We start from the raw sequence: 18,095 nt of genomic DNA, 5'->3' as shown, positions 1-18,095 counted from the left end.
GATTTACCCCCCCTTGCGGCTGGCCTCGGCTGCGTCGATCGCTGCCTGCGGCCACGTCACCTGCGTCTGCGTCTGCGGGTTGAACAGCTCGCCTTCATATTGCGCCGCTTCTGCCGCCGCGATTTCTTCTGCGGTCAGGAATTCGCTCGGCTCCAGCGCGAACACGTCCAGCCCGCGCGAAATCTCCGTGCCGTAGATGCGCCCGTTATACCAATAGGCGGACCAGTAACCGCCCGTAATCAGCTGCTTGTCGTCCACCGGGCCGCGATCAAAGTAAGCGATCTCGAACGGATTGGCTGCATCGGTGAAGTCGATCACGCTGATGCCGCCCTGGTACCAGGCCTGCACGAAGATATCGCGCCCGGGCACCGGGATGATGGATCCGTTGTGCGCGACGCAGTTTTCCATGTCACTTTGCGGTGCGGTCAGCTTATACATGCCATCGTAGGTGAGCTTGCCATCGGCGATGGAATAGAACGCGTTGGCACCCCAGTTGCGCGGATCGCCAGCCTGGCACCGCGGACGACCGCCGCCGCCCCATTCATCCGTGAACAGCACCTTGGTGCCATCATTGTTGAAGGTGGCCGAGTGCCAATAGGCAAAGCCCTTGTCGGTCACATCATCGATCCGCGTCGGCTTGAGCGGGTCCGAAATGTCCAGGATGATGCCATTGCCCGAGCATGCCCCGGCAGCAAGGTTCTTCGCCGGGAATACCGTGATATCGTGGCACTGGTTGGTGACGTAAGTGTCCTGCGTTCCGTCACCGTGGTCGCCGCCGCGCCACAGGCCCGCGATCTGGCCGTCCTTAGCGAACACACGCGGTGAATCGACCACGCGCGCGGCGGCCGGGTTGGCCAGCGGAATTTCGATCACGTCGATGCTGAACAGCGCGGTTTCATCGCCCGCACTGTCGAAGCAGCCCGCCAGCTCTTCATTGTCGCGCACGTAGCTGGTGCCCGAATTGTAGACCACGATGCGGCGGTCGTCTGCCGACACCACCGAATGCGTGTGGCTGCCACGGCAGGTCTGCACCAGGCCGACCTGGCGCGGGTTGGTGATGTCCGAAATGTCGAAAATGCGCAGGCCGCGGAAGCGTTCGTCGCTGACCCGTCCCTCGACCCCCTGCAACCCGCAATCGATACGCGCGCGGCTATCCTGCACGCTCATCAGCAGGATGTCGCCGACGATGGAGACATCGCCCTGCCCGCCCGGGCAGACGACCGAGCTTGCCAGCTGCGGCACGCCATCCGCGCCAAGGCGATAAGTATTGAAGCCATGGTAATTGCCGGTGACCAGCAGGTCGCCCGAAAATGCCATGTCGGTATTCGCGAAGCTGAGCAGCGAGCCGCGCTGGCCGAAGCGATCCTCGCTCTCCTCATCGTCTTCATCGCGCGGATCGGGGCGGGTGGTATCGACCAGTTCGGCCTCCTCGCCTTCCTTCTTCTTGTCCTCGATTTTTGGCTGGAGCTGCGCCGGATTGGCCGGATCGAAGAACCCGGTCGGCTTGGGCAGGGCGGCAACCAGCCGCAAGTTACTGATCGCCTCGCCCGCGTCTCGGAACCCCGCGGGAAGCCCCGCACGCGGATCGGTGGAGAGACCCGCCGCGATGGCGTTCATCCGGTCGATTTCGCCTTGCTGCTCGTTCTTCACGTCGTTGACGAATTCGAACATCACCGGGTCGTAGGCCGTGCCGGGTTGGCGAAGCAGATCGTCGACCATATCGGTCGCACCCTTGTGGTGACGGATCATCAGTTCGAGGAAAAAAGCATCGAAATCCGACCCGTTCAAAGTCGCGAGCCGCGCCATTTGTTCGGGCGTGGCCATGCCCATCGCAGCATGCATCTCGGCCATGTGCTTGCCATGATCCATCCCGGCCATGTGCTGCATCATCGCAGGCTCCCCGCGCGCAGAGAGCCACTCGCGCATGAACGACATCTCGTCCTCCTGCGACGCTTCGATACGCCCGCCGATCTTGACCATGTCGGGGTTGCTCGTGCGCCCCTCGATCAGGGCAGCCATTTCCAGCGCCTGTGCATGGTGCGGGATCATCATCTGCATGAAACGCACATCGGCAGGCGAATAGGCGGTGTCGGCCAGCTTGGTTGCGTCTTCCGCATTCAGCATCCTGCTCTCCGCACCCGGCGCACCCGGCTGGACGATCGGCGCTTGCTGGGCGGCGAGCGGGGTTGCGATGGCAAGAATGCTGGCGGCGGCGGCGAAAGTTCGGATTTTCATCAAGATATCTCCCCAGGGTTGCGCGCGAGACTAGCGCTTTTCAAGCCGAGATAAAGAGCGCTTTTGCCCCTTCCGCCGCAACGATTGGCGCAGTTGCGTGTTAGTCAGATGAAGGAGAATTGCCTGATGAGAGTACCGCACAATGCCCATGTCGCCGTCGTCGACGGCAGCCGCTTCATGCTGCTGAAGAACACCGGCCAGCCGTTCGAGCCCAGCCTCGAAATGGTCGAGCAGCCGGATTTGGACCCCAGCAATTTCAGTGCTGGCGTTCGCCATCAGGACGATGCGGGTCAGCGCACCGGCTCGACCGACCTGAACGAGCTGGCACACGGTGCGGCAGTGGCCGAATGGCTCAACGCCAAGGCGGTATCGGGTGACCTTTCGCACCTGCTAGTTGTGGCCGATCCCAAGACCTTGGGTGAAATGCGGCGGCACTATCATGGCGAACTGGAGAAGGCGCTGGTCGGTGAAATCGACAAGACGATGACCGGTGAACCGCTTCCGAAAATCGCTTCGGTCATCGCGGAAAGCTGATTCGTTCCGAGGCGGTTTCTCAATCCGCCGCAGGAATTGCGCGACCGGTCGTGCCAATCTCGTGCAAGCTCCGATTTATGCTTGAGACCTTGTTAAGCGCAGGCATTAATGCTGCGAACACGAGTCACGGGCTATGGACGGGGTCATGCTTAGGAAACTTGGGTCGACATTCGCACTTGCGCTGGCAGCCGCCACGCTTCCCTTAAGCCCGGCTGCGGCGGACAACGTAAACAGCGTTTCGCTCGAAGCACAATTCGACAGCATGCTCGGCACGCAGCTGCGCGCGCCGCAAAGCTTCGAAGCCGTTTACGATACTGCCTTCGAACGCCAGCTGGCTTCGCTCGCGGATGGATCGAACGGCCGGATCGGCGTCTATGCGATCGACCTGACCACCGGCCACGAGGTCGGGGTGCTGGCCGATCAGCGCTTTCCGCTTGCCAGCACCAGCAAGGTGGCCGTTGCCGCAACCTTTCTTGCCGGGGTTGATCAGGGCCGGTGGAGCCTCTCGAGCGAATTCGAGCTGCCCGGACGGGGTACCTATATTTCGGCGCGCGAGCACCTGAATCTGATGATCAGCCGCAGCTGCAACGATTGCACCGATGCGCTGCTCAATGCCGTGGGCGGCCCGCGCGCGGTTAACGCATGGATGCGCCAGACCGCCGGGATTTACGACTTCGAGCTGACCCGCAATATCCGCGCGCTGGTGCGCGAGGACGGACGCATCGATCCTGCGTCGCAGATCGACTTCGACGACAGCGCCACGCCGCGCGCAATGGGCCAGCTGCTCGCCGGGATTTACCAGGGCAAGTGGCTCAGCCCCTACTCGCGCCAGGTCTTGATGAGCGCCATGGAAGCAACCGTGACGGGCAAGGCCCGGATGAACTCCGCCCTCCCGTCGAGCGCCAATCTGGCCCACAAGACCGGCACGCTGAGCCGCACCGCCAGCGATATCGGTATCTTCATCACGCCCGACGGGCGTCCGGTGGCCGCCGCCATCTACGTCACCGGCCAGAGCCGCTCGATGGCGATCGAGAATGGCAGCCGCTCGGAAAAGCTTGCTGCCCGGCGCAACCGGGACGAGCGAATCGCTTCGATCACCGGTGCGCTCTATCACGGCTTCGGCCAGCAGCCCCGCCCGGTGGACGGGCGCGTATGGGCATCTGCCGATTATAATGTTGGCGGCCAGTAAGGCCCCTTACCTGACCCGGATATAGAAAAAGGGCGGAACCGCGAGGCTCCGCCCTTCTCTTTTGGCTTGAAGGAAGCGCTTATTCAGCGGCTTCTTCTTCCACTTCGGCGCCAGCTTCAGCAGCTTCTTCTTCTGCTTCGGCGGTCGCGCCTTCGACGGCTTCACCGGTGTCGGCAGCGGCGTCTTCGATGCCTTCGCCAGCAGCTTCGAGGTTGGCTTCGGTGTCGGCAGCAGCGCCTTCAACGGTTTCTTCGGCTGCGTCGGTGGTTTCTTCCGAGCAAGCGGCGAGGCCGAGAGCCGAAACGGCGATGGCCGAAGCGAGAACGATCTTGCGCATAATGGTAGTCCCTTTCAAAAGTGGTCCTGCCGCAGGGTATGCGACCGGTTGAAACCCCCTCCTCGGCGGCTTCTGATTCGGTAAATAATGGCCAGAATGTGTCATTGCAAGCCCAATTTGGGCAGTGCGCCTTTTTTTCGCCCTTTTCTGGCCGTTTTCCACCGAATTAAGCAGGCTGACGCTCCCGGGGCACGCTGCTAGCAGGAGCCATGGCCGACAAGCAGCACCTCTATCTCGTCGATGGTTCCGCCTATATCTTCCGCGCGTATCATCGGCTGCCACCGCTGACCAATCCCGAAGGGACACCGGTTGGCGCCGTTTACGGCTACACCACTATGCTGTGGAAGCTGGCCGAGGATCTGGACAAGGCCGATGGCCCCACGCACCTCGCGGTGGTGCTCGACAAGTCGAGCCACAGCTTCCGCAACGAAATTTACGATCAGTACAAGGCCAATCGGCCCGACCCGCCAGAGGATCTGGTGCCGCAATTCCCGCTCATCCGCGACGCCACCCGGGCTTTCAGCCTTCCCCTGATCGAAGAACCCGACGTCGAGGTGGACGACATGATCGCTTCCTACGCTCGCGCGGCCACCCGGAAGGGCTGGGACGTCACCATCGTCTCTTCCGACAAGGACCTGATGCAGCTGGTAGGAGACTGCGCGGAAGAGCTTGAGCCCGGTGTCGAGGCGGGCGGCTGCATCGATATGCTCGATACGATGAAGAATGCGCGCATCGGCCCAGAGGAGGTCGAGGAAAAGTTCGGCGTACCGCCCGAGCTGGTGGGCGACGTGCTCGCGCTGATGGGCGATTCGGTCGATAATATTCCCGGTATCTACGGGGTGGGGCCCAAGACGGCGACCAAGCTGATCCAGGATCACGGGTCGCTCACCGCCGCGCTCGATGCCGCGGTCGACATGAAAAAGTCCAAGCTCAAGGAGCGTCTGCTCGAACACCGCGCCGACGCCGAACTGAGCCGCGTGCTGGTGACGCTGAAGGAAGATTGCCCGCTGCCCATCGCGATCGAGGACATGCAGCTGGCAAAGATTCCGCCCGAGCCTCTGGTCGCGTTCCTGACAGACCACGGCTTTACCAGCCTGCTGCGGCGGATCGAAGGCGGTGGCAGCGCCCCGGGGCCGACCACCCAGCTGCATCCGGCCAAGCCGCAAAACAAGGGCGAAGCGCATGCCCCCGAGGGCAATCGCCAACCCCTGCCCGACATGCCCGCAATCGACCGAAGCGCCTATGAATGCGTGCAATCGGTCGAGCAGCTGGAAGCATGGATCGACCGGGCCTTCGCCGCGCGGCTCGTGGCGGTCGATACCGAAACAAGCGCTCTCGACTGTATGCTATGCGATCTCGTCGGGGTCAGCCTGGCTACTGGGCCCAACGAAGCATGCTACATTCCCCTCGGCCATGGCGGTGACGATATGTTCGCCGAAAAACCCCGACAGATCGCACGAGAAACCGCGCTGGCAATGCTCAAACCGTTGCTGGAGAGCGATGCGGTCATCAAGGTCGGACAGAACATCAAGTACGACCTGAATGTGCTCGCCCGGCACGACATCAATGTTTCGCCCATCGACGATACGATGATCATCAGCTTCGCGCTGGATGCGGGCCGCTCGCAAGACGGAATCGGTGGCGGGCACGGGATGGACGAACTCGCGCAGCGCCATCTCGGCCACACCTGCCTCAGCTTCAAGGAAGTGTGCGGCACGGGCAAGAAGGCGATCCCCTTCGGCGAGGTGCCGCTGGACCGCGCAACCGAATACGCGGCCGAGGACGCGGACGTTACCTGGCGGTTGCACAAGCACCTGAAACCGCGCCTGCCCATCGAAGGCGGGACCCGCGTCTATGAGCGCGTCGACCGCCCGCTGATCCCCGTCGTCGCCGAAATGGAGCGGCACGGGATCAAGGTCGACCGCGACAAGCTGGCAGAACTTTCAACCCGATTTGCCGAAGAAACCGCGCGGCTTGAGGGCGAGATTCACGCAATTGCGGGGCAGGAATTTGCAGTCGGTAGCCCCAAACAGCTCGGCGAAATCCTGTTCGACAAGCTGGGCTACAAGGGAGGCAAGAAGGGCAAGAGTGGGCAATACTCGACCGACCAGGCGGTGCTGGAGAAGCTCGATGCGCAAGGCGCGCCGATTGCCACGAAGGTCCTCGAATGGCGCCAGCTGGCGAAGCTGAAGTCGACCTATACCGATGCACTGCAGCAGGCGATCAACCCCAACACGGGGCGTGTGCATACCTCCTACAGCCTCGTCGGGGCGCAGACCGGGCGACTGTCCAGCACTGACCCCAATTTGCAGAACATCCCGATCCGCACCGAAATCGGCCGCGAGATCCGTCAGGCGTTCGTCGCCGAACCGGGCAATGTGCTGCTCGCGGCGGACTATTCGCAGATCGAACTGCGGCTCGCCGCGCATATGGCCGACGTCGCTCCGCTTCGCGAAGCCTTCGAGAATGGCGAGGATATTCACGCGCGCACGGCAAAGGAAATGTTCGGCGAGGTCGACCGGGACACGCGCGGGCGCGCCAAGACGATCAATTTCGCGATCCTCTACGGCATTTCGCGCTGGGGGCTTGCCGGGCGCCTCGGCATCGAAGCCGAAGAGGCGCAGGGCCTTATCGACACCTATTTCGCGCGCTTCCCGGGCATCCAGAAGTACATCGTCAGCACGCTGGAGACCGTACGGGAGCGCGGGTATTCGGAAACGCTTTTCGGCCGCAAGACGTGGTTCCCGCGGATCAATTCCAAGAACCAGGCGGAGCGGCAGGGCAGCGAACGCGCCGCGATCAACGCGCCGATCCAGGGCACCAGCGCGGATATCATCAAGCGCGCGATGGCGCGGATGGGGCCGGCGCTGGCCGAGGCAGGGCTCAAACCGGACGAGACGCAAGGCGTGCGGATGCTGCTGCAGGTGCATGACGAACTGGTGTTCGAACTGCCCGAAACGCTCGTGGAACAGGCAAAGCCGGTGATCGAGGCGACGATGGCCGAGGCGGCAACACCCGCCGTATCGCTGACCGTACCGCTGGGCGTAGAGATCGGCACCGGGCCGAACTGGGACGAAGCGCATTGACGCAAGCCGCGAAGATCGAGGCCAGACCCGCGCCGTTCCGCGTCTTCATCCGCCGGTGGTTCAACTGGCTGGTATTGGGGACGATGGCGGGCGCGGTGCTGGGCGCGGTTTTGCTGCTCCTTTCGACGGGCGCTGCCGAACGCGACGAACGTGCGCAGGTGGAACGCGCGGGCGAGGTGCTGATCATCCTCGACCGGATCGAGCGGGCTGCCCTGTCGGCAGAAAGCGCGCAGCGTGGCTATTTCATCACCTTGAACCCGCGCTATCTCGAACCCTTCGAGCAATCCCGGTCGCGCGTCGCGCAATCGCTGGAGGAACTTGAAACCGCGCTGGACGACGAAGCCAGCGAGGCGCAGCAAAGGCACTATGCCGCCATCGTCGATGCCATCGATGACAAGTTTGCCGAACTCGATCGGACCATCGCCCTGCTGGAAGAAAAGGATCTGTTCGAAGCCCGCTTCGTGATCCTGAACGGCGATGGCTACGACGCGATGCAGCGCCTGACTGCGGCTATCGACCGGCTGGGCGCAATCGAAAACCGCCTGCTGGTGGAACAGAGCGCACGCGCAAGGGCGGCCGAGGCGCGCATCCTGCCCGTGCTCGGCATACTCCTGGTGCTGCTGGTCGGTGCCATCATCCTCGGCGCGGTGCTCGTTGCGCGAACCGCGCAGGCCGAGACAGAGGCGGCGCAGGCGCGAGAATTGAAGATCGCGCGCGACCGCGCAGACCTGCTCGCGCAGGAGCTCAACCACCGGGTCAAGAACCTGTTCGCGATGGTGCTCGCCATCGTCCAGATGAGCGCCCGCGAGGCGAGCGATATCGCGGCCTACAAGGAAAGCATCTCGTCGCGCATCTATGCCTTGTTGACCGCGCACGAGGTTACGCAGGGCAAGGGCACGGCGGCCGACAAGCTTACCCGGCAGGGCGGCGCCTCGCTGCGTGCGCTCGTCCAGTCGAGTGTCGAACCGCATGTCTCTGACGAAAAGCGGCTGGAGCTCGACGGAGAAGACATCGTTATCGACCGCATCCAGATCACCCCGCTGGGCCTGGTGCTGCACGAACTGGCGACCAATGCGGTCAAATATGGCTGCTGGCAGGACGAAGGCCTGCTGACCATCCGCTGGCGCAAGCGTGATGAACTGGTGCACCTGGAATGGCAGGAGGACTGGGACACTGCGACGGATGGCAAAGGCGAGGCGCGCGATGACGGGTCGCAGGGTGGTTTCGGCAGCACGCTGATGATCGGCGCAGCCAAACAGCTCGGCGGGGAGATCGAACGCACGTTCGGCCCGCGCGGCGTGACCGTGAGCATCGCGTTCCCGACCCATCCCAAGGTGCCAGCCGGATGACCGGGCGGGTTGAACCTGCACCCGGCGCGCCATAGGTGGCGCCGCAATGACCCTGTTGTCCCTCAATGAATTGCCCGACCTGAACGCGCTGGACGTGCCGCTTGATACCGCGCTCGTCACCGCCGCCATCCTCGGCATCGCAGTGGCACTCGCGCTGGTCGCGCACCGGCTCGCCTTCGTTGTGATCCGCCGCGCGGTAGCGCACGGCCCGGTGAGCTTTGGCGAGCCGATCTTTCAGGGTGTTCGCGCACCCTCCCGCTGGCTTGCGGTGGCTATCGCGATTTCCGCCGTGGCCGAGCGGCTGCCACTGATCCGACCGGGTTGGGAAATCATCGCCGAATTTCTTGCGCCGATCGTTTTCGGCTGGCTCGCACTCGGCTTCGTGAGGGGCGCCGCCACCGCGCACGAGCGACGGATGGAAGCGCTGCTCGATCCCATTCATATGCGTAGCCGCAAGACGCGGATCGAGATTTTCCGCCGCACCGCGTCCAGCCTCATCATTGTCATCACGATAGCGCTGGTGCTGTTGAGCATCCCCGGCGTGCGGCAGGTCGGCGTCACGCTGATGGCATCGGCAGGCCTTGCCGCACTGGCCATCGGCGCCGCCGCGCAGCCCGCGCTCAAGTCGCTGATCGCGGGTATCCAGATGGCGCTCACCGAACCGATCCGGATCGGCGACATGGTCAAGGTGGAAGGCACGGTCGGCCGGGTTGAGGAAATCCGCATGACCTTCGTCGTGGTTCGTGTGTGGGACGAGCGCGTGCTGGTGGTGCCGACGGGCAAGTTCTTCGAAGAAAGCTTCGAGAACTGGTCGCGCGCGGCAGACCAGCTGACCGGGATCGTGATGCTGAACCTCGATCCGATCGCCAATGTCCCGCCGATCCGTCAGGCGTTCCTCGCCTTCGTTCACGATCATCCGCTGTGGGACAAGCGCGATGCTGCCGCGCTTGTGGTCGAAGCTTTTCCCGAAAGCATTGCGCTGCGGCTTTCGATGACCGCCGCCACAATCGGCGACATGTGGGACCTGCGCTGTGCGGTGCGCGAGTTCATGCTGGAATGGCTGCGCGAAAACCAGCCCGAAGCGCTGATCCGCCACCGGCTGGAGGTCGAGGCCGCGAACGAGCGGGGGAGCGAAGGCTAGTCGATCGTCAGCGGTTCGCTCCGCTCACGTCGCACATCCGCCACCAGCCCCGCCTCCCCGCCCGGCCACCAAGGGTACAACCAGCATAGCGTGGCCGGGTCGGTGGTCTGAAACGTAGACGCCTCTATTCGATCCCGTGCTTCGACGGGCGGGTCGGTTCGACCATGCCTTCGCTGATGAAGCCGATCGGCATGGGGTCCGCCGCCCGCTTCTTCAGCTCGCCACGCATCTTCTTGTATTCCGCCTCCATCTTTGACGTCACCGACGCGCGCGAATCCTTCAGCGCCTCGGTGAAGTCGGCCATGGTAACATGCTGCACGTCGGCGCCGGCGCGGTGTAACGCGACCAGCCCCGCCCGGCGGACGACATCTTCCAAGTCGGCGCCGGTAAAGCGTTCGGTCTCGCTTGCGATCTGCGACAGGTTCACATCCTCGGCCAATGGCATGTTGGCGACGTGAATGCCTAGGATCTGCTCGCGGCCCTTCGCATCGGGCGTGCCGACATAGACCAGCTCGTCGAACCTGCCCGGTCGCAGAAGCGCCGGATCGACCAGCGCGGGTCGGTTGGTCGCGCCGACCACCACGACCGATTGCAGTTCCTCCAGCCCGTCCATTTCTGCCAGGATCGTGTTGACCACGCGCCCGCTGACCTGTGAATCGCCCAGCGTATTGCCACGCGCGGGCACCAGCGAATCGATCTCGTCGATGAACAGCACGCAGGGTGAAACGGCGCGCGCGCGGCGGAACATCCTGGCAATCTGCTGCTCACTTTCGCCGTACCATTTGGAGAGCAGGTCGGACGACTTCATCGAGATGAAGTTCGCATCGGCCTCCTTCGCCACCGCCTTGGCCAGCAAGGTCTTGCCGGTGCCCGGTGGGCCATAAAGCAGGAAGCCCTTCGCCGCGCGGATGCCCAGCCGATGGAAGGCCTCACGGTTCTTGATCGGAAGCTCGATCCCTTCCTTCAGCTTTTCGATGGCATCGTCGATCCCGCCGACATCTTCCCACCCCACGTCGGGCACCTGCACCATGACTTCGCGCATGGCGGAGGGCTGGATTCGCTTGAGCGCGGAGAGGAAGTCACCGCGCCCGACATGCAGGTTTTCCAGCACTTCGGGCGGGATCGTCTGCGCGTCGAGATCGATCTGCGGCATGATCCGCCGTACCGCGTCGATCGCGGCCTCACGGGCCAGCGCGGCGATATCCGCGCCGACAAAGCCGTGGGTGACCTTGGCGAGCTCCTTCAGGTCCACGCCCTCGCCCAGCGGCATGCCGCGCGTGTGGATCGCAAGGATTTCGCGCCGCCCGTTTTCGTCGGGCACGCCGATCACGATTTCGCGGTCGAACCGGCCGGGGCGACGGAGCGCTTCGTCGATAGCATCTGGGCGGTTGGTCGCTGCGATGACGACGATGTTGGCGCGCGATTCCAGCCCGTCCATCAGGGTCAGCAATTGTGCGACCAGCCGCTTCTCCGCTTCGCCCGGCACGCTGTCGCGCTTCGGCGCTATCGAATCGATCTCGTCGATGAAGATGATCGCGGGCGCGTTCTGGTTCGCATTTTCGAACACTTCGCGCAGGCGCTTTTCCGATTCGCCATAGCCCGATCCCATGATCTCCGGGCCGTTGATGGCGAAGAACTGCGCGTCGCTTTCGTTGGCGACCGCCTGTGCAAGGCGCGTCTTGCCCGTGCCCGGGGGGCCATGCAGCAGCACGCCCTTGGGCGGATCGACGCCCAGCCGGGTGAACAGTTCGGGATAGCGCAGCGGCAGCTCCACCATCTCACGCAATTGCTGGATCGTATCGGAAATGCCGCCGACATCGTCGTAGTTGACGACAGAGCGACCGGCCATCGGCTCCTCGAAATCGGGCCGCAGCTCGATCTCGGTGTTCTCGTCGATATGGACGATGCCCTTGGGGGCGGTGCTGATGACGCGCAGGCGGATCTGCGTGAGCGCATAGGCCGGCGCATTGAACATGCGCTGCACTTCGGGCGGCATGTTCTGGACCGGCTGCTGGCCGGTCGTCGCGACCAGATCGCCCGCGGTGATCGGTTTGCGGAAGAAATTGCGCTTCAAGGCCTGGGTGGGGCCCTGCAGGCGCATTTCACGGCTCGCGGGCGCGAACACCACACGCGTTGCCGCGCGCGATTGCGCGACCTCGATCGTCACGTGTTCGCCCGATCCGACCTCGGCGTTGGAGCGCTGGAGACCGTCGAGCCGCACCACGTCGAGCGCCTGGTCCTCGTCGTAAGCCGCCATCGCAATCGCGGCAGTGGCACGCTTGCCGGACAGCTGGACGACGTCGCCTTCGGTCACGCCCAAGGTCTGCATGGCACTGCGCGGCAGGCGCGCGACTCCGCGGCCACTTTCTTCCTGCCTTGCGGCGGCCACCTGCAGGCGGACGGTCTTTTCTTGCGTGGCGGCTTCGCTATCGGCCATGTGCGCTCTCTCTCCCGGCATCGGCGGCGTGGCAGCCTACATAGGCACCCCGCAGGATTATGGAATGGTTGAGCACCCGCATGGGTCCGCTTGCCGCGGTGTTGTGTGCATCGGGCAAGAAAAAACCCGGCTGAGCGAACCCAGCCGGGTATTAAGTTTGGGAGAGGATGCCTGAAAGGCCTCATTGTTGTGCCGCAACATGATTTTGTTCGCAAGTGCAAAACGACCCAAGTTTGTTGTCAATTTTGCAACTGCCGGTGCGCCTAGCGAAACCATCATTGATAACGCTAACATTCCAATACCTTCTTGCTGCGGTGCAACATGGCTCCCGCTACCTGCGGGATGACAAAGGCGCATCGATTTTCTAGACGCGCACTAATCCAGCGCATTCGACCCTTCAGGAGTACCATGCAGAAACTCTACCCCGATGCCGCCGCCGCCCTCGAAGGCGTACTCAGCAACGACATGCTGATCGCCAGCGGCGGCTTTGGCCTGTGCGGCATTCCCGAACGCCTGCTCGACGCGATTCGCGACAGCGGTGTGACCGGACTGACCTTCGCCAGCAATAATGCCGGGATCGATAACGAAGGCATTGGCAAGCTGCTGCGCACCAAGCAGGTCAAGAAGATGATTTCGTCCTATGTCGGCGAGAACAAGGAATTCGAACGGCAGTACCTTGCTGGCGAGCTGGAGGTCGAGTTCTGCCCGCAGGGCACCTTGGCCGAACGCATGCGCGCGGGCGGGGCAGGCATACCCGGCTTCTACACCAAGACCGGAGTCGGCACGCAGGTGGCCGAGGGCAAGGAGGTCAAGCAGTTCGACACCGGCGAAGGCCCGCAGGACTACATCCTCGAAAAAGGGATCTTCGCCGACCTTGCCATCGTGAAGGCGTGGAAGGCGGACGAGACCGGCAATGTCGTGTTTCGCAAGACCGCGCGCAATTTCAACGTGCCCGCCGCGACCTGCGGCAAGGTCTGCGTGGTCGAGGTTGAGGAAATCGTGCCTGCCGGATCGCTCGATCCCGACAGCATCCACCTGCCCGGGGTTTTCGTGCAGCGGATGATCGTGGGCGCGCCCTACGACAAGAAGATTGAGTTCCGCACCGTACGCGAGGCGGCGTGATGCACCCGGGCCGCGCCAGCCTGATCGGGCTTGCCCTTTCGTGCACGCTGGCGGCGTGTTCGACTGGCGAGCCGATGGCAGCGGCGGTGGCCCCGCCCGCACCGACCGGGATCGAGGCACCTGCCCCCGATTCCATGCGCTGGCTTTATGGTTCGGGCGAAGCGGCAGGAGCCTCGATCCAGGCCTTTCGCGCGCTCGCCGATTATGCGCTGGCCGCAGCATCGGACTGGCCCGAACAGTCGGTCGTCATGGGCCTACCCGATGCCGAGGGCGGCACCGGTAGCGCAACGTGCCGCGATGCCGATGGCTCGGCCAAGCCGCCCGCCGTCGTGTTCGACGTCGACGAGACGCTGATCCAGAATCTCGGCTTCGAATACTGGGACGCAACCCATACGGGCGGGTATGACCCGAAAGTGTGGGACGAGTGGGAGCGTACGGGCGCGAATTATGTCGCACCGGTTCCCGGAGCGGTGACCACGCTCAAGCGCCTGCGTGAGGCCGGGATCACACCGGTGTTCAACACCAATCGCAGTTCGGCCAATGCCGAGGGAACGGCCGCTGCCATTGCCGCCGCCGGGCTCGGCGATGCAGTGCATGGCGAAACCCTGTTCCTGAAGGGCGACGATGCGACGGGCTCGCGCAAGGATGGCCGCCGCGCGACCATTGCCGCGCGCTATTGCGTGCTGGCCCTGGCGGGCGACAACCTCGGCGACTTTGCGGACATATTCAACGCCGGCGACCGCGCCCCGCTCGACCGGCGGGAAATCGCCTCGCGCGGCAGCTATGCTCGCCTGTGGGGCAATGGCTGGTTCGTGTTGCCCAATCCGGTCTACGGCGCATCGATCGAAGGGACGGTGGGCGCAGTATTCCCACCAGAGTATCGCTGGCGCCCGACCGGCGAGAGCCAGTGAAGATATGAAGCGTCTGCTCGCCCCGATCCTGCTGATTGCCGCTGCGCCCGCCCTCTCGGGCTGCGTTGCGCTGGCAGTTCCGGTGGCGACCGGGTTGGTGATGGGCGGGCGAATTCAGGACGATGCACGCACCAAGGAAGGTGACGAGACCGCGCTTGCCGCCGCTTCGGCAGATAAGGCGTCACTCACACCCTCCATCGCCCCGTCCGAGTTCGACGGCGCAGACCCGGGATCCGACGCCGATGCGCAGGTTGCGCTGCTCGCATCGTCCAAGGTCACCGGTGTTGCGCCCTTTGCGGAGATGCCCGCGCCCGATGGCATCGCGACCATTGACGATGACCACGATTATACCGGCCTGTTCGCGAAAGTGACCGCGATTGCCCAGCGCGATCCCTTTGCCGAGGAAAAGCGGCTATCAGCCATGCTCGCCAACCCGGCCGACCTGAAGCCTGAGCGGGCCGAATGCGCTTTCGCGCAGACCGCTGTGCTGGTCGATCTCGACCCGGGCAGCGAGGAAGCACCATTGGGTGACGATGTCGTCGCTTCGGAGCCGCTGGTGCGCGTGCTGGCCACCTTGCGTGCACAGGAAGTCGCGGTTCTGTGGCTCTCCCGCCATACTGCCGTGCGGGCCGGAGCGGTGCGCCGGATGCTGCTGCGCACCGGGCTCGACCCGCGCGGCACCGACGAACTCTATCTCGTCCGTTACGAGGACGAGAGCAAGGCAACCCGCCGCGCCGACGCGGCGAAGGATTATTGCATCGTCGCCATCCTCGGCGACGAGAAGCGCGATTTCGACGAGCTGTTCGCATTCCTGAAAGACGAAAATGCGGCTTTCGCGCTCGACCCATTGCTGGGCGAGGCGTGGTTTGTCGCCCCGCCTCCGCTCACCTCCCCGACACAACCTGATGAAGAAGGCTGATAGCATGACCGACCAACCGACTGGCTGGACCCGTGACCAGATGGCCGCCCGCGCGGCGCGCGAGTTGGAAGATGGCTATTACGTCAATCTCGGCATCGGCATCCCGACGCTGGTCGCCAATCACATCCCCGAAGGCATGCACGTGACCTTGCAGAGCGAAAACGGCATGCTGGGGATCGGGCCTTTCCCGCTGGAAGGCGAGGAAGACGCCGACCTGATAAATGCAGGCAAGCAGACCAACAGCGAGCTGAAGCATTCCGCCTATTTCGACAGCGCAACCAGCTTCTCCATGATCCGCGGCGGACATATCGACCTGACCGTGCTCGGCGCGATGGAAGTGGCGCAGAATGGCGACATCGCGAACTGGATGATCCCGGGCAAGATGATCAAGGGCATGGGCGGCGCGATGGATCTGGTCGCGGGTGTCAAGAAGATCATCGTGGTGATGGACCACACCAGCAAGCATGGCGACCCCAAGTTCATCCCCGAATGCACCCTGCCGCTGACGGGTACCAACGTGGTCGACATGGTCATCACCAATCTCGGCGTGTTCCAGCGGCCCGACCATGACAGCCCGTTCCGCCTGATCGAGCTGGCGCCCGGTGTGACCGAAGAGGATATCGCGAAGACCACGACCGCGAATTACGAGGTGGCCCTGGCAACCGCATGAGCGGTCGGATGTGGGCCCTTGCCGCACTCGTCGTGCTACTGGCGATTGGCGGTTTCATCGCCTTCACCTCGCCGCCCAGGTTGCTATCCATTGCAGATGGTATCGCCGGTGGCGGCAAGGGCGTGCAGCGCACGGGCTCTGCAGTCGCCTTCGGGAGTAACGGCCAAGCCCTGGATGTGTGGGCCCCCGCGGCGGGAAGCGAGACCCCGCGCCCCGTTGTCGTCTTTTTCCATGGCGGCGGCTGGGTGAAAGGCGACCGAGACGCCTACGCCTTCGCCGGGCGGGCCTTTGCCAGTCGCGGCTACGTGCTAGTCATCCCAGACTATCGCAAGGTGCCCGACGCGCTCTTTCCCGCCTTTATCGAAGATGGCGCGGATGCCGTGGCATGGACCTACGAGAATATTGAAGACTTCGGCGGCGATCCAGATCGGATCGCGCTCGCAGGGCATTCTGCGGGAGCGCATACCGCAGTCACGCTGGCACTCGACCCGCGCTGGCTGCGCGGCCGCGCGCTGGACGCAAAGACAGTCAAAGCCGTGATCGGCCTATCAGGCCCTTACGATTTCTATCCCTTCGACAAGAAGCGCTCGATCGACGCGATGTCGCACTGGCCCACCCCGCGCGATACGCAGCCCATCGCATGGGCGCGCCCGGATGCTCCCCCGATGTTGCTGGTGACTTCGAGCGAAGATACGGTCGTCCGTCCTTACAATACCGAGAACCTGACGGCGAAGCTGCGCGAGCTCGGCGCACCGGTGGAAATGGAGAATTACGAAGGGCTCAGCCACGAAGATGTGGTCATGGCCCTGTCCAAACCGTTTCGCGACAAGGCGCCGGTGCTCGACCGCAGCGTCACCTTCCTCGATGAGGCGATGTGATCGCATTGCTTGACCTACAAGCAACGGTGCCGCAGCGATCCGGCCATGTGGCTCGATAAACCCCGTAACCCGAACGCTCCGCTCGCCGGGCTGAAAGTCCTCGAACTGGCGCGCATCCTTGCCGGACCGTTCTGCGGGCAGACGCTGGCCGATCTGGGTGCGGACGTCATCAAGGTGGAGGCGCCGGAGGGGGACGGCACGCGGCTGTGGGGTCCGCCTTTTGTCGAACGCGGTAACGGTGCACGAGAGGCGGCCTATTACCATGGCTGCAATCGTGGGAAGCGCGGGATCACCGCCGATTTCAGGAACGTGGAGGATCGCGCGACGGTCACCGACTTGGCCGGGCAAGCCGATGTCGTGATCGAGAATTTCCTTCCCGGCAAGCTAGCCAGGTTTGGGCTCGACTATGAAAGCCTGTCCGTCGCCAACCCGCGTCTCGTTTACTGCTCGATCAGTGGGTTCGGGCAGGATGGCCCGCGCCGCGACGAGCCTGGCTATGACTTCGTGATCCAGGCGATGAGCGGCTTCATGGCACTGACGGGTGAGCCCGAGGGCGAACCGATGAAACACGGCATGTCGATTTCGGACCTGTTCTGTGGGCTTTATTCGACCATCGCGATCCAGTCCGCGCTGGCGTTGCGCGCACGCACCGAAACCGGCCAGCATATCGACATGGCGCTGTACGATTGCTCGGTCGCGCTACTCGCCCACCAAGCGCAAAGCTATTTCACCACGGGGCAGAACCCGCCGCGCATGGGCAACATGCACGCGCAGGTCAGCGCCTATGGCGTCTTCCCGACAAAGGACGGGCCGGTCGTGCTCGCGCCCGCCAACGACCGGCTGTTCCGCAAGCTGTTGGAAGTGTTCGAGCGGCACGATCTACTGGGCGACGAACGCTTCGCGACCAACGAGGCACGAATCGCCAACCGCTCCGAGATCGACGGGATCATTGCGGACGAAACCGCGCAATGGGATCGCGAGACCCTGTTGCGCCACTGCCGCGAAGCAGGCGTGCCCGCCGGACCGATCTACGAGGTGTCCGAAGTCTTCGAGGACCCACAGGTGCAGGCGCGCGGGATGACCTTCCCCATGGCGGACGGGCTCACGGGCCTTCGCAGCCCGTTCAGGTTCTCCGATGCAGAGCTGGCGCTGGGCGAGGCGTCACCAACTCTCGGGCAGGATGATTGATCTGCTTTGTAGGTCGCCTGCGCGACCTCGGACGCCACCCGCCCCGCCTCCCCACCCGGCCCCCATATCGTGGGTGTACCCTTGGTGGCCGGGTGGGGA

The 18,095-nt window shown here is 63.8% G+C and carries 14 protein-coding genes; 11 read left to right on the top strand and 3 right to left on the bottom strand.

Annotated elements, in window-relative coordinates:
- Positions 1 to 3 precede the first annotated feature (3 nt).
- A complete protein-coding gene (locus tag ACEQXE_RS06690; RefSeq protein ID WP_370178163.1) occupies positions 4 to 2,235 on the bottom strand; it encodes a DUF305 domain-containing protein in 2,232 nt (743 codons plus the stop codon).
- 126 nt (positions 2,236 to 2,361) lie between these two features.
- On the opposite strand from ACEQXE_RS06690, the gene ACEQXE_RS06685 reads away from it, so the two are divergent.
- Positions 2,362 to 2,769, top strand: coding sequence for a host attachment protein (locus ACEQXE_RS06685; RefSeq protein WP_370178162.1), 408 nt, complete (start codon positions 2,362 to 2,364; stop codon positions 2,767 to 2,769).
- Positions 2,770 to 2,902: 133 nt separating this feature from the next.
- Positions 2,903 to 3,958: a serine hydrolase gene (locus ACEQXE_RS06680; RefSeq protein ID WP_370178161.1), complete on the top strand. Its 1,056-nt coding sequence runs from the start codon at positions 2,903 to 2,905 to the stop codon at positions 3,956 to 3,958.
- 79 nt (positions 3,959 to 4,037) lie between these two features.
- On the opposite strand, the gene ACEQXE_RS06675 is transcribed toward ACEQXE_RS06680, so the two are convergent.
- A complete protein-coding gene (locus ACEQXE_RS06675) occupies positions 4,038 to 4,457 on the bottom strand; it encodes a hypothetical protein (protein ID WP_370183738.1) in 420 nt (139 codons plus the stop codon).
- Positions 4,458 to 4,504: 47 nt separating this feature from the next.
- Here ACEQXE_RS06675 and polA point away from each other — a divergent pair, with 47 nt between their 5' ends.
- From polA to ACEQXE_RS06660, 3 genes are read left to right on the top strand one after another with little or no spacing between them, the layout of a single operon-like run.
- Positions 4,505 to 7,381 (top strand): DNA polymerase I, encoded by a 2,877-nt coding sequence (gene polA / locus ACEQXE_RS06670; protein WP_370178159.1) that lies wholly within the window; start codon positions 4,505 to 4,507, stop codon positions 7,379 to 7,381.
- Complete coding sequence (locus ACEQXE_RS06665; protein WP_370178158.1) at positions 7,378 to 8,730, top strand: sensor histidine kinase; 1,353 nt, start codon at positions 7,378 to 7,380, stop codon at positions 8,728 to 8,730. The genes polA and ACEQXE_RS06665 overlap by 4 nt, the downstream gene beginning before the upstream one ends.
- A 46-nt stretch (positions 8,731 to 8,776) precedes the next feature.
- On the top strand, positions 8,777 to 9,871 hold the full coding sequence (locus ACEQXE_RS06660; protein WP_370178157.1) for a mechanosensitive ion channel family protein: 1,095 nt from the start codon (positions 8,777 to 8,779) through the stop codon (positions 9,869 to 9,871).
- 124 nt (positions 9,872 to 9,995) lie between these two features.
- Here the strand turns inward: ACEQXE_RS06660 and ACEQXE_RS06655 are convergent, their stop codons facing one another.
- The gene (locus ACEQXE_RS06655) at positions 9,996 to 12,308 is read right to left on the bottom strand and encodes a CDC48 family AAA ATPase (protein ID WP_370178156.1); all 2,313 of its coding nucleotides are present in this window, start codon (positions 12,306 to 12,308) and stop codon (positions 9,996 to 9,998) included.
- Between the two features lie 408 nt (positions 12,309 to 12,716).
- Between ACEQXE_RS06655 and ACEQXE_RS06650 the strand changes: the two genes are divergently transcribed.
- Genes ACEQXE_RS06650 through ACEQXE_RS06625 form a run of 6 tightly spaced genes read left to right on the top strand, consistent with a single transcriptional unit; the run spans position 12,717 to position 17,996 of the window.
- The gene (locus ACEQXE_RS06650; protein WP_370178155.1) at positions 12,717 to 13,430 is read left to right on the top strand and encodes a CoA transferase subunit A; all 714 of its coding nucleotides are present in this window, start codon (positions 12,717 to 12,719) and stop codon (positions 13,428 to 13,430) included.
- Positions 13,430 to 14,341 (top strand): HAD family acid phosphatase, encoded by a 912-nt coding sequence (locus tag ACEQXE_RS06645; RefSeq protein WP_370178176.1) that lies wholly within the window; start codon positions 13,430 to 13,432, stop codon positions 14,339 to 14,341. Before ACEQXE_RS06650 ends, ACEQXE_RS06645 begins: the two co-directional genes overlap by 1 nt.
- A gap of 4 nt (positions 14,342 to 14,345) precedes the next feature.
- Positions 14,346 to 15,260, top strand: coding sequence for a hypothetical protein (locus ACEQXE_RS06640; protein WP_370178154.1), 915 nt, complete (start codon positions 14,346 to 14,348; stop codon positions 15,258 to 15,260).
- A 4-nt stretch (positions 15,261 to 15,264) separates the two neighbouring features.
- Entirely contained in the window at positions 15,265 to 15,930 is a 666-nt protein-coding gene (locus ACEQXE_RS06635) for a 3-oxoacid CoA-transferase subunit B (RefSeq protein WP_370178153.1), read from the top strand.
- Positions 15,927 to 16,808: an alpha/beta hydrolase gene (locus ACEQXE_RS06630; protein WP_370178152.1), complete on the top strand. Its 882-nt coding sequence runs from the start codon at positions 15,927 to 15,929 to the stop codon at positions 16,806 to 16,808. The genes ACEQXE_RS06635 and ACEQXE_RS06630 overlap by 4 nt, the downstream gene beginning before the upstream one ends.
- A 45-nt stretch (positions 16,809 to 16,853) precedes the next feature.
- Positions 16,854 to 17,996, top strand: coding sequence for a CaiB/BaiF CoA transferase family protein (locus ACEQXE_RS06625; protein ID WP_370178151.1), 1,143 nt, complete (start codon positions 16,854 to 16,856; stop codon positions 17,994 to 17,996).
- The last annotated feature ends 99 nt before the right edge of the window (positions 17,997 to 18,095 follow it).

Source organism: Alteriqipengyuania sp. (genome assembly GCF_964222115.1).
In the GTDB taxonomy this organism is placed as follows: domain Bacteria; phylum Pseudomonadota; class Alphaproteobacteria; order Sphingomonadales; family Sphingomonadaceae; genus Alteriqipengyuania.
Note: the sequence above shows the minus strand (reverse complement) of the source record. Positions and strands in the feature narration are given on the sequence as shown.

What these genes read in the sequence shown, in the direction of transcription:
- ACEQXE_RS06690 (WP_370178163.1), bottom strand. Translation starts at nt 2,235, where the DNA reads ATGAAAATCCGAACTTTCGCCGCCGCCGCCAGCATTCTTGCCATCGCA.
- ACEQXE_RS06685 (WP_370178162.1), top strand. Translation starts at nt 2,362, where the DNA reads ATGAGAGTACCGCACAATGCCCATGTCGCCGTCGTCGACGGCAGCCGC.
- ACEQXE_RS06680 (WP_370178161.1), top strand. Translation starts at nt 2,903, where the DNA reads ATGGACGGGGTCATGCTTAGGAAACTTGGGTCGACATTCGCACTTGCG.
- polA (WP_370178159.1), top strand. Translation starts at nt 4,505, where the DNA reads ATGGCCGACAAGCAGCACCTCTATCTCGTCGATGGTTCCGCCTATATC.
- ACEQXE_RS06660 (WP_370178157.1), top strand. Translation starts at nt 8,777, where the DNA reads ATGACCCTGTTGTCCCTCAATGAATTGCCCGACCTGAACGCGCTGGAC.
- ACEQXE_RS06655 (WP_370178156.1), bottom strand. Translation starts at nt 12,308, where the DNA reads ATGGCCGATAGCGAAGCCGCCACGCAAGAAAAGACCGTCCGCCTGCAG.
- ACEQXE_RS06650 (WP_370178155.1), top strand. Translation starts at nt 12,717, where the DNA reads ATGCAGAAACTCTACCCCGATGCCGCCGCCGCCCTCGAAGGCGTACTC.
- ACEQXE_RS06645 (WP_370178176.1), top strand. Translation starts at nt 13,430, where the DNA reads ATGCACCCGGGCCGCGCCAGCCTGATCGGGCTTGCCCTTTCGTGCACG.
- ACEQXE_RS06640 (WP_370178154.1), top strand. Translation starts at nt 14,346, where the DNA reads ATGAAGCGTCTGCTCGCCCCGATCCTGCTGATTGCCGCTGCGCCCGCC.
- ACEQXE_RS06635 (WP_370178153.1), top strand. Translation starts at nt 15,265, where the DNA reads ATGACCGACCAACCGACTGGCTGGACCCGTGACCAGATGGCCGCCCGC.
- ACEQXE_RS06630 (WP_370178152.1), top strand. Translation starts at nt 15,927, where the DNA reads ATGAGCGGTCGGATGTGGGCCCTTGCCGCACTCGTCGTGCTACTGGCG.
- ACEQXE_RS06625 (WP_370178151.1), top strand. Translation starts at nt 16,854, where the DNA reads ATGTGGCTCGATAAACCCCGTAACCCGAACGCTCCGCTCGCCGGGCTG.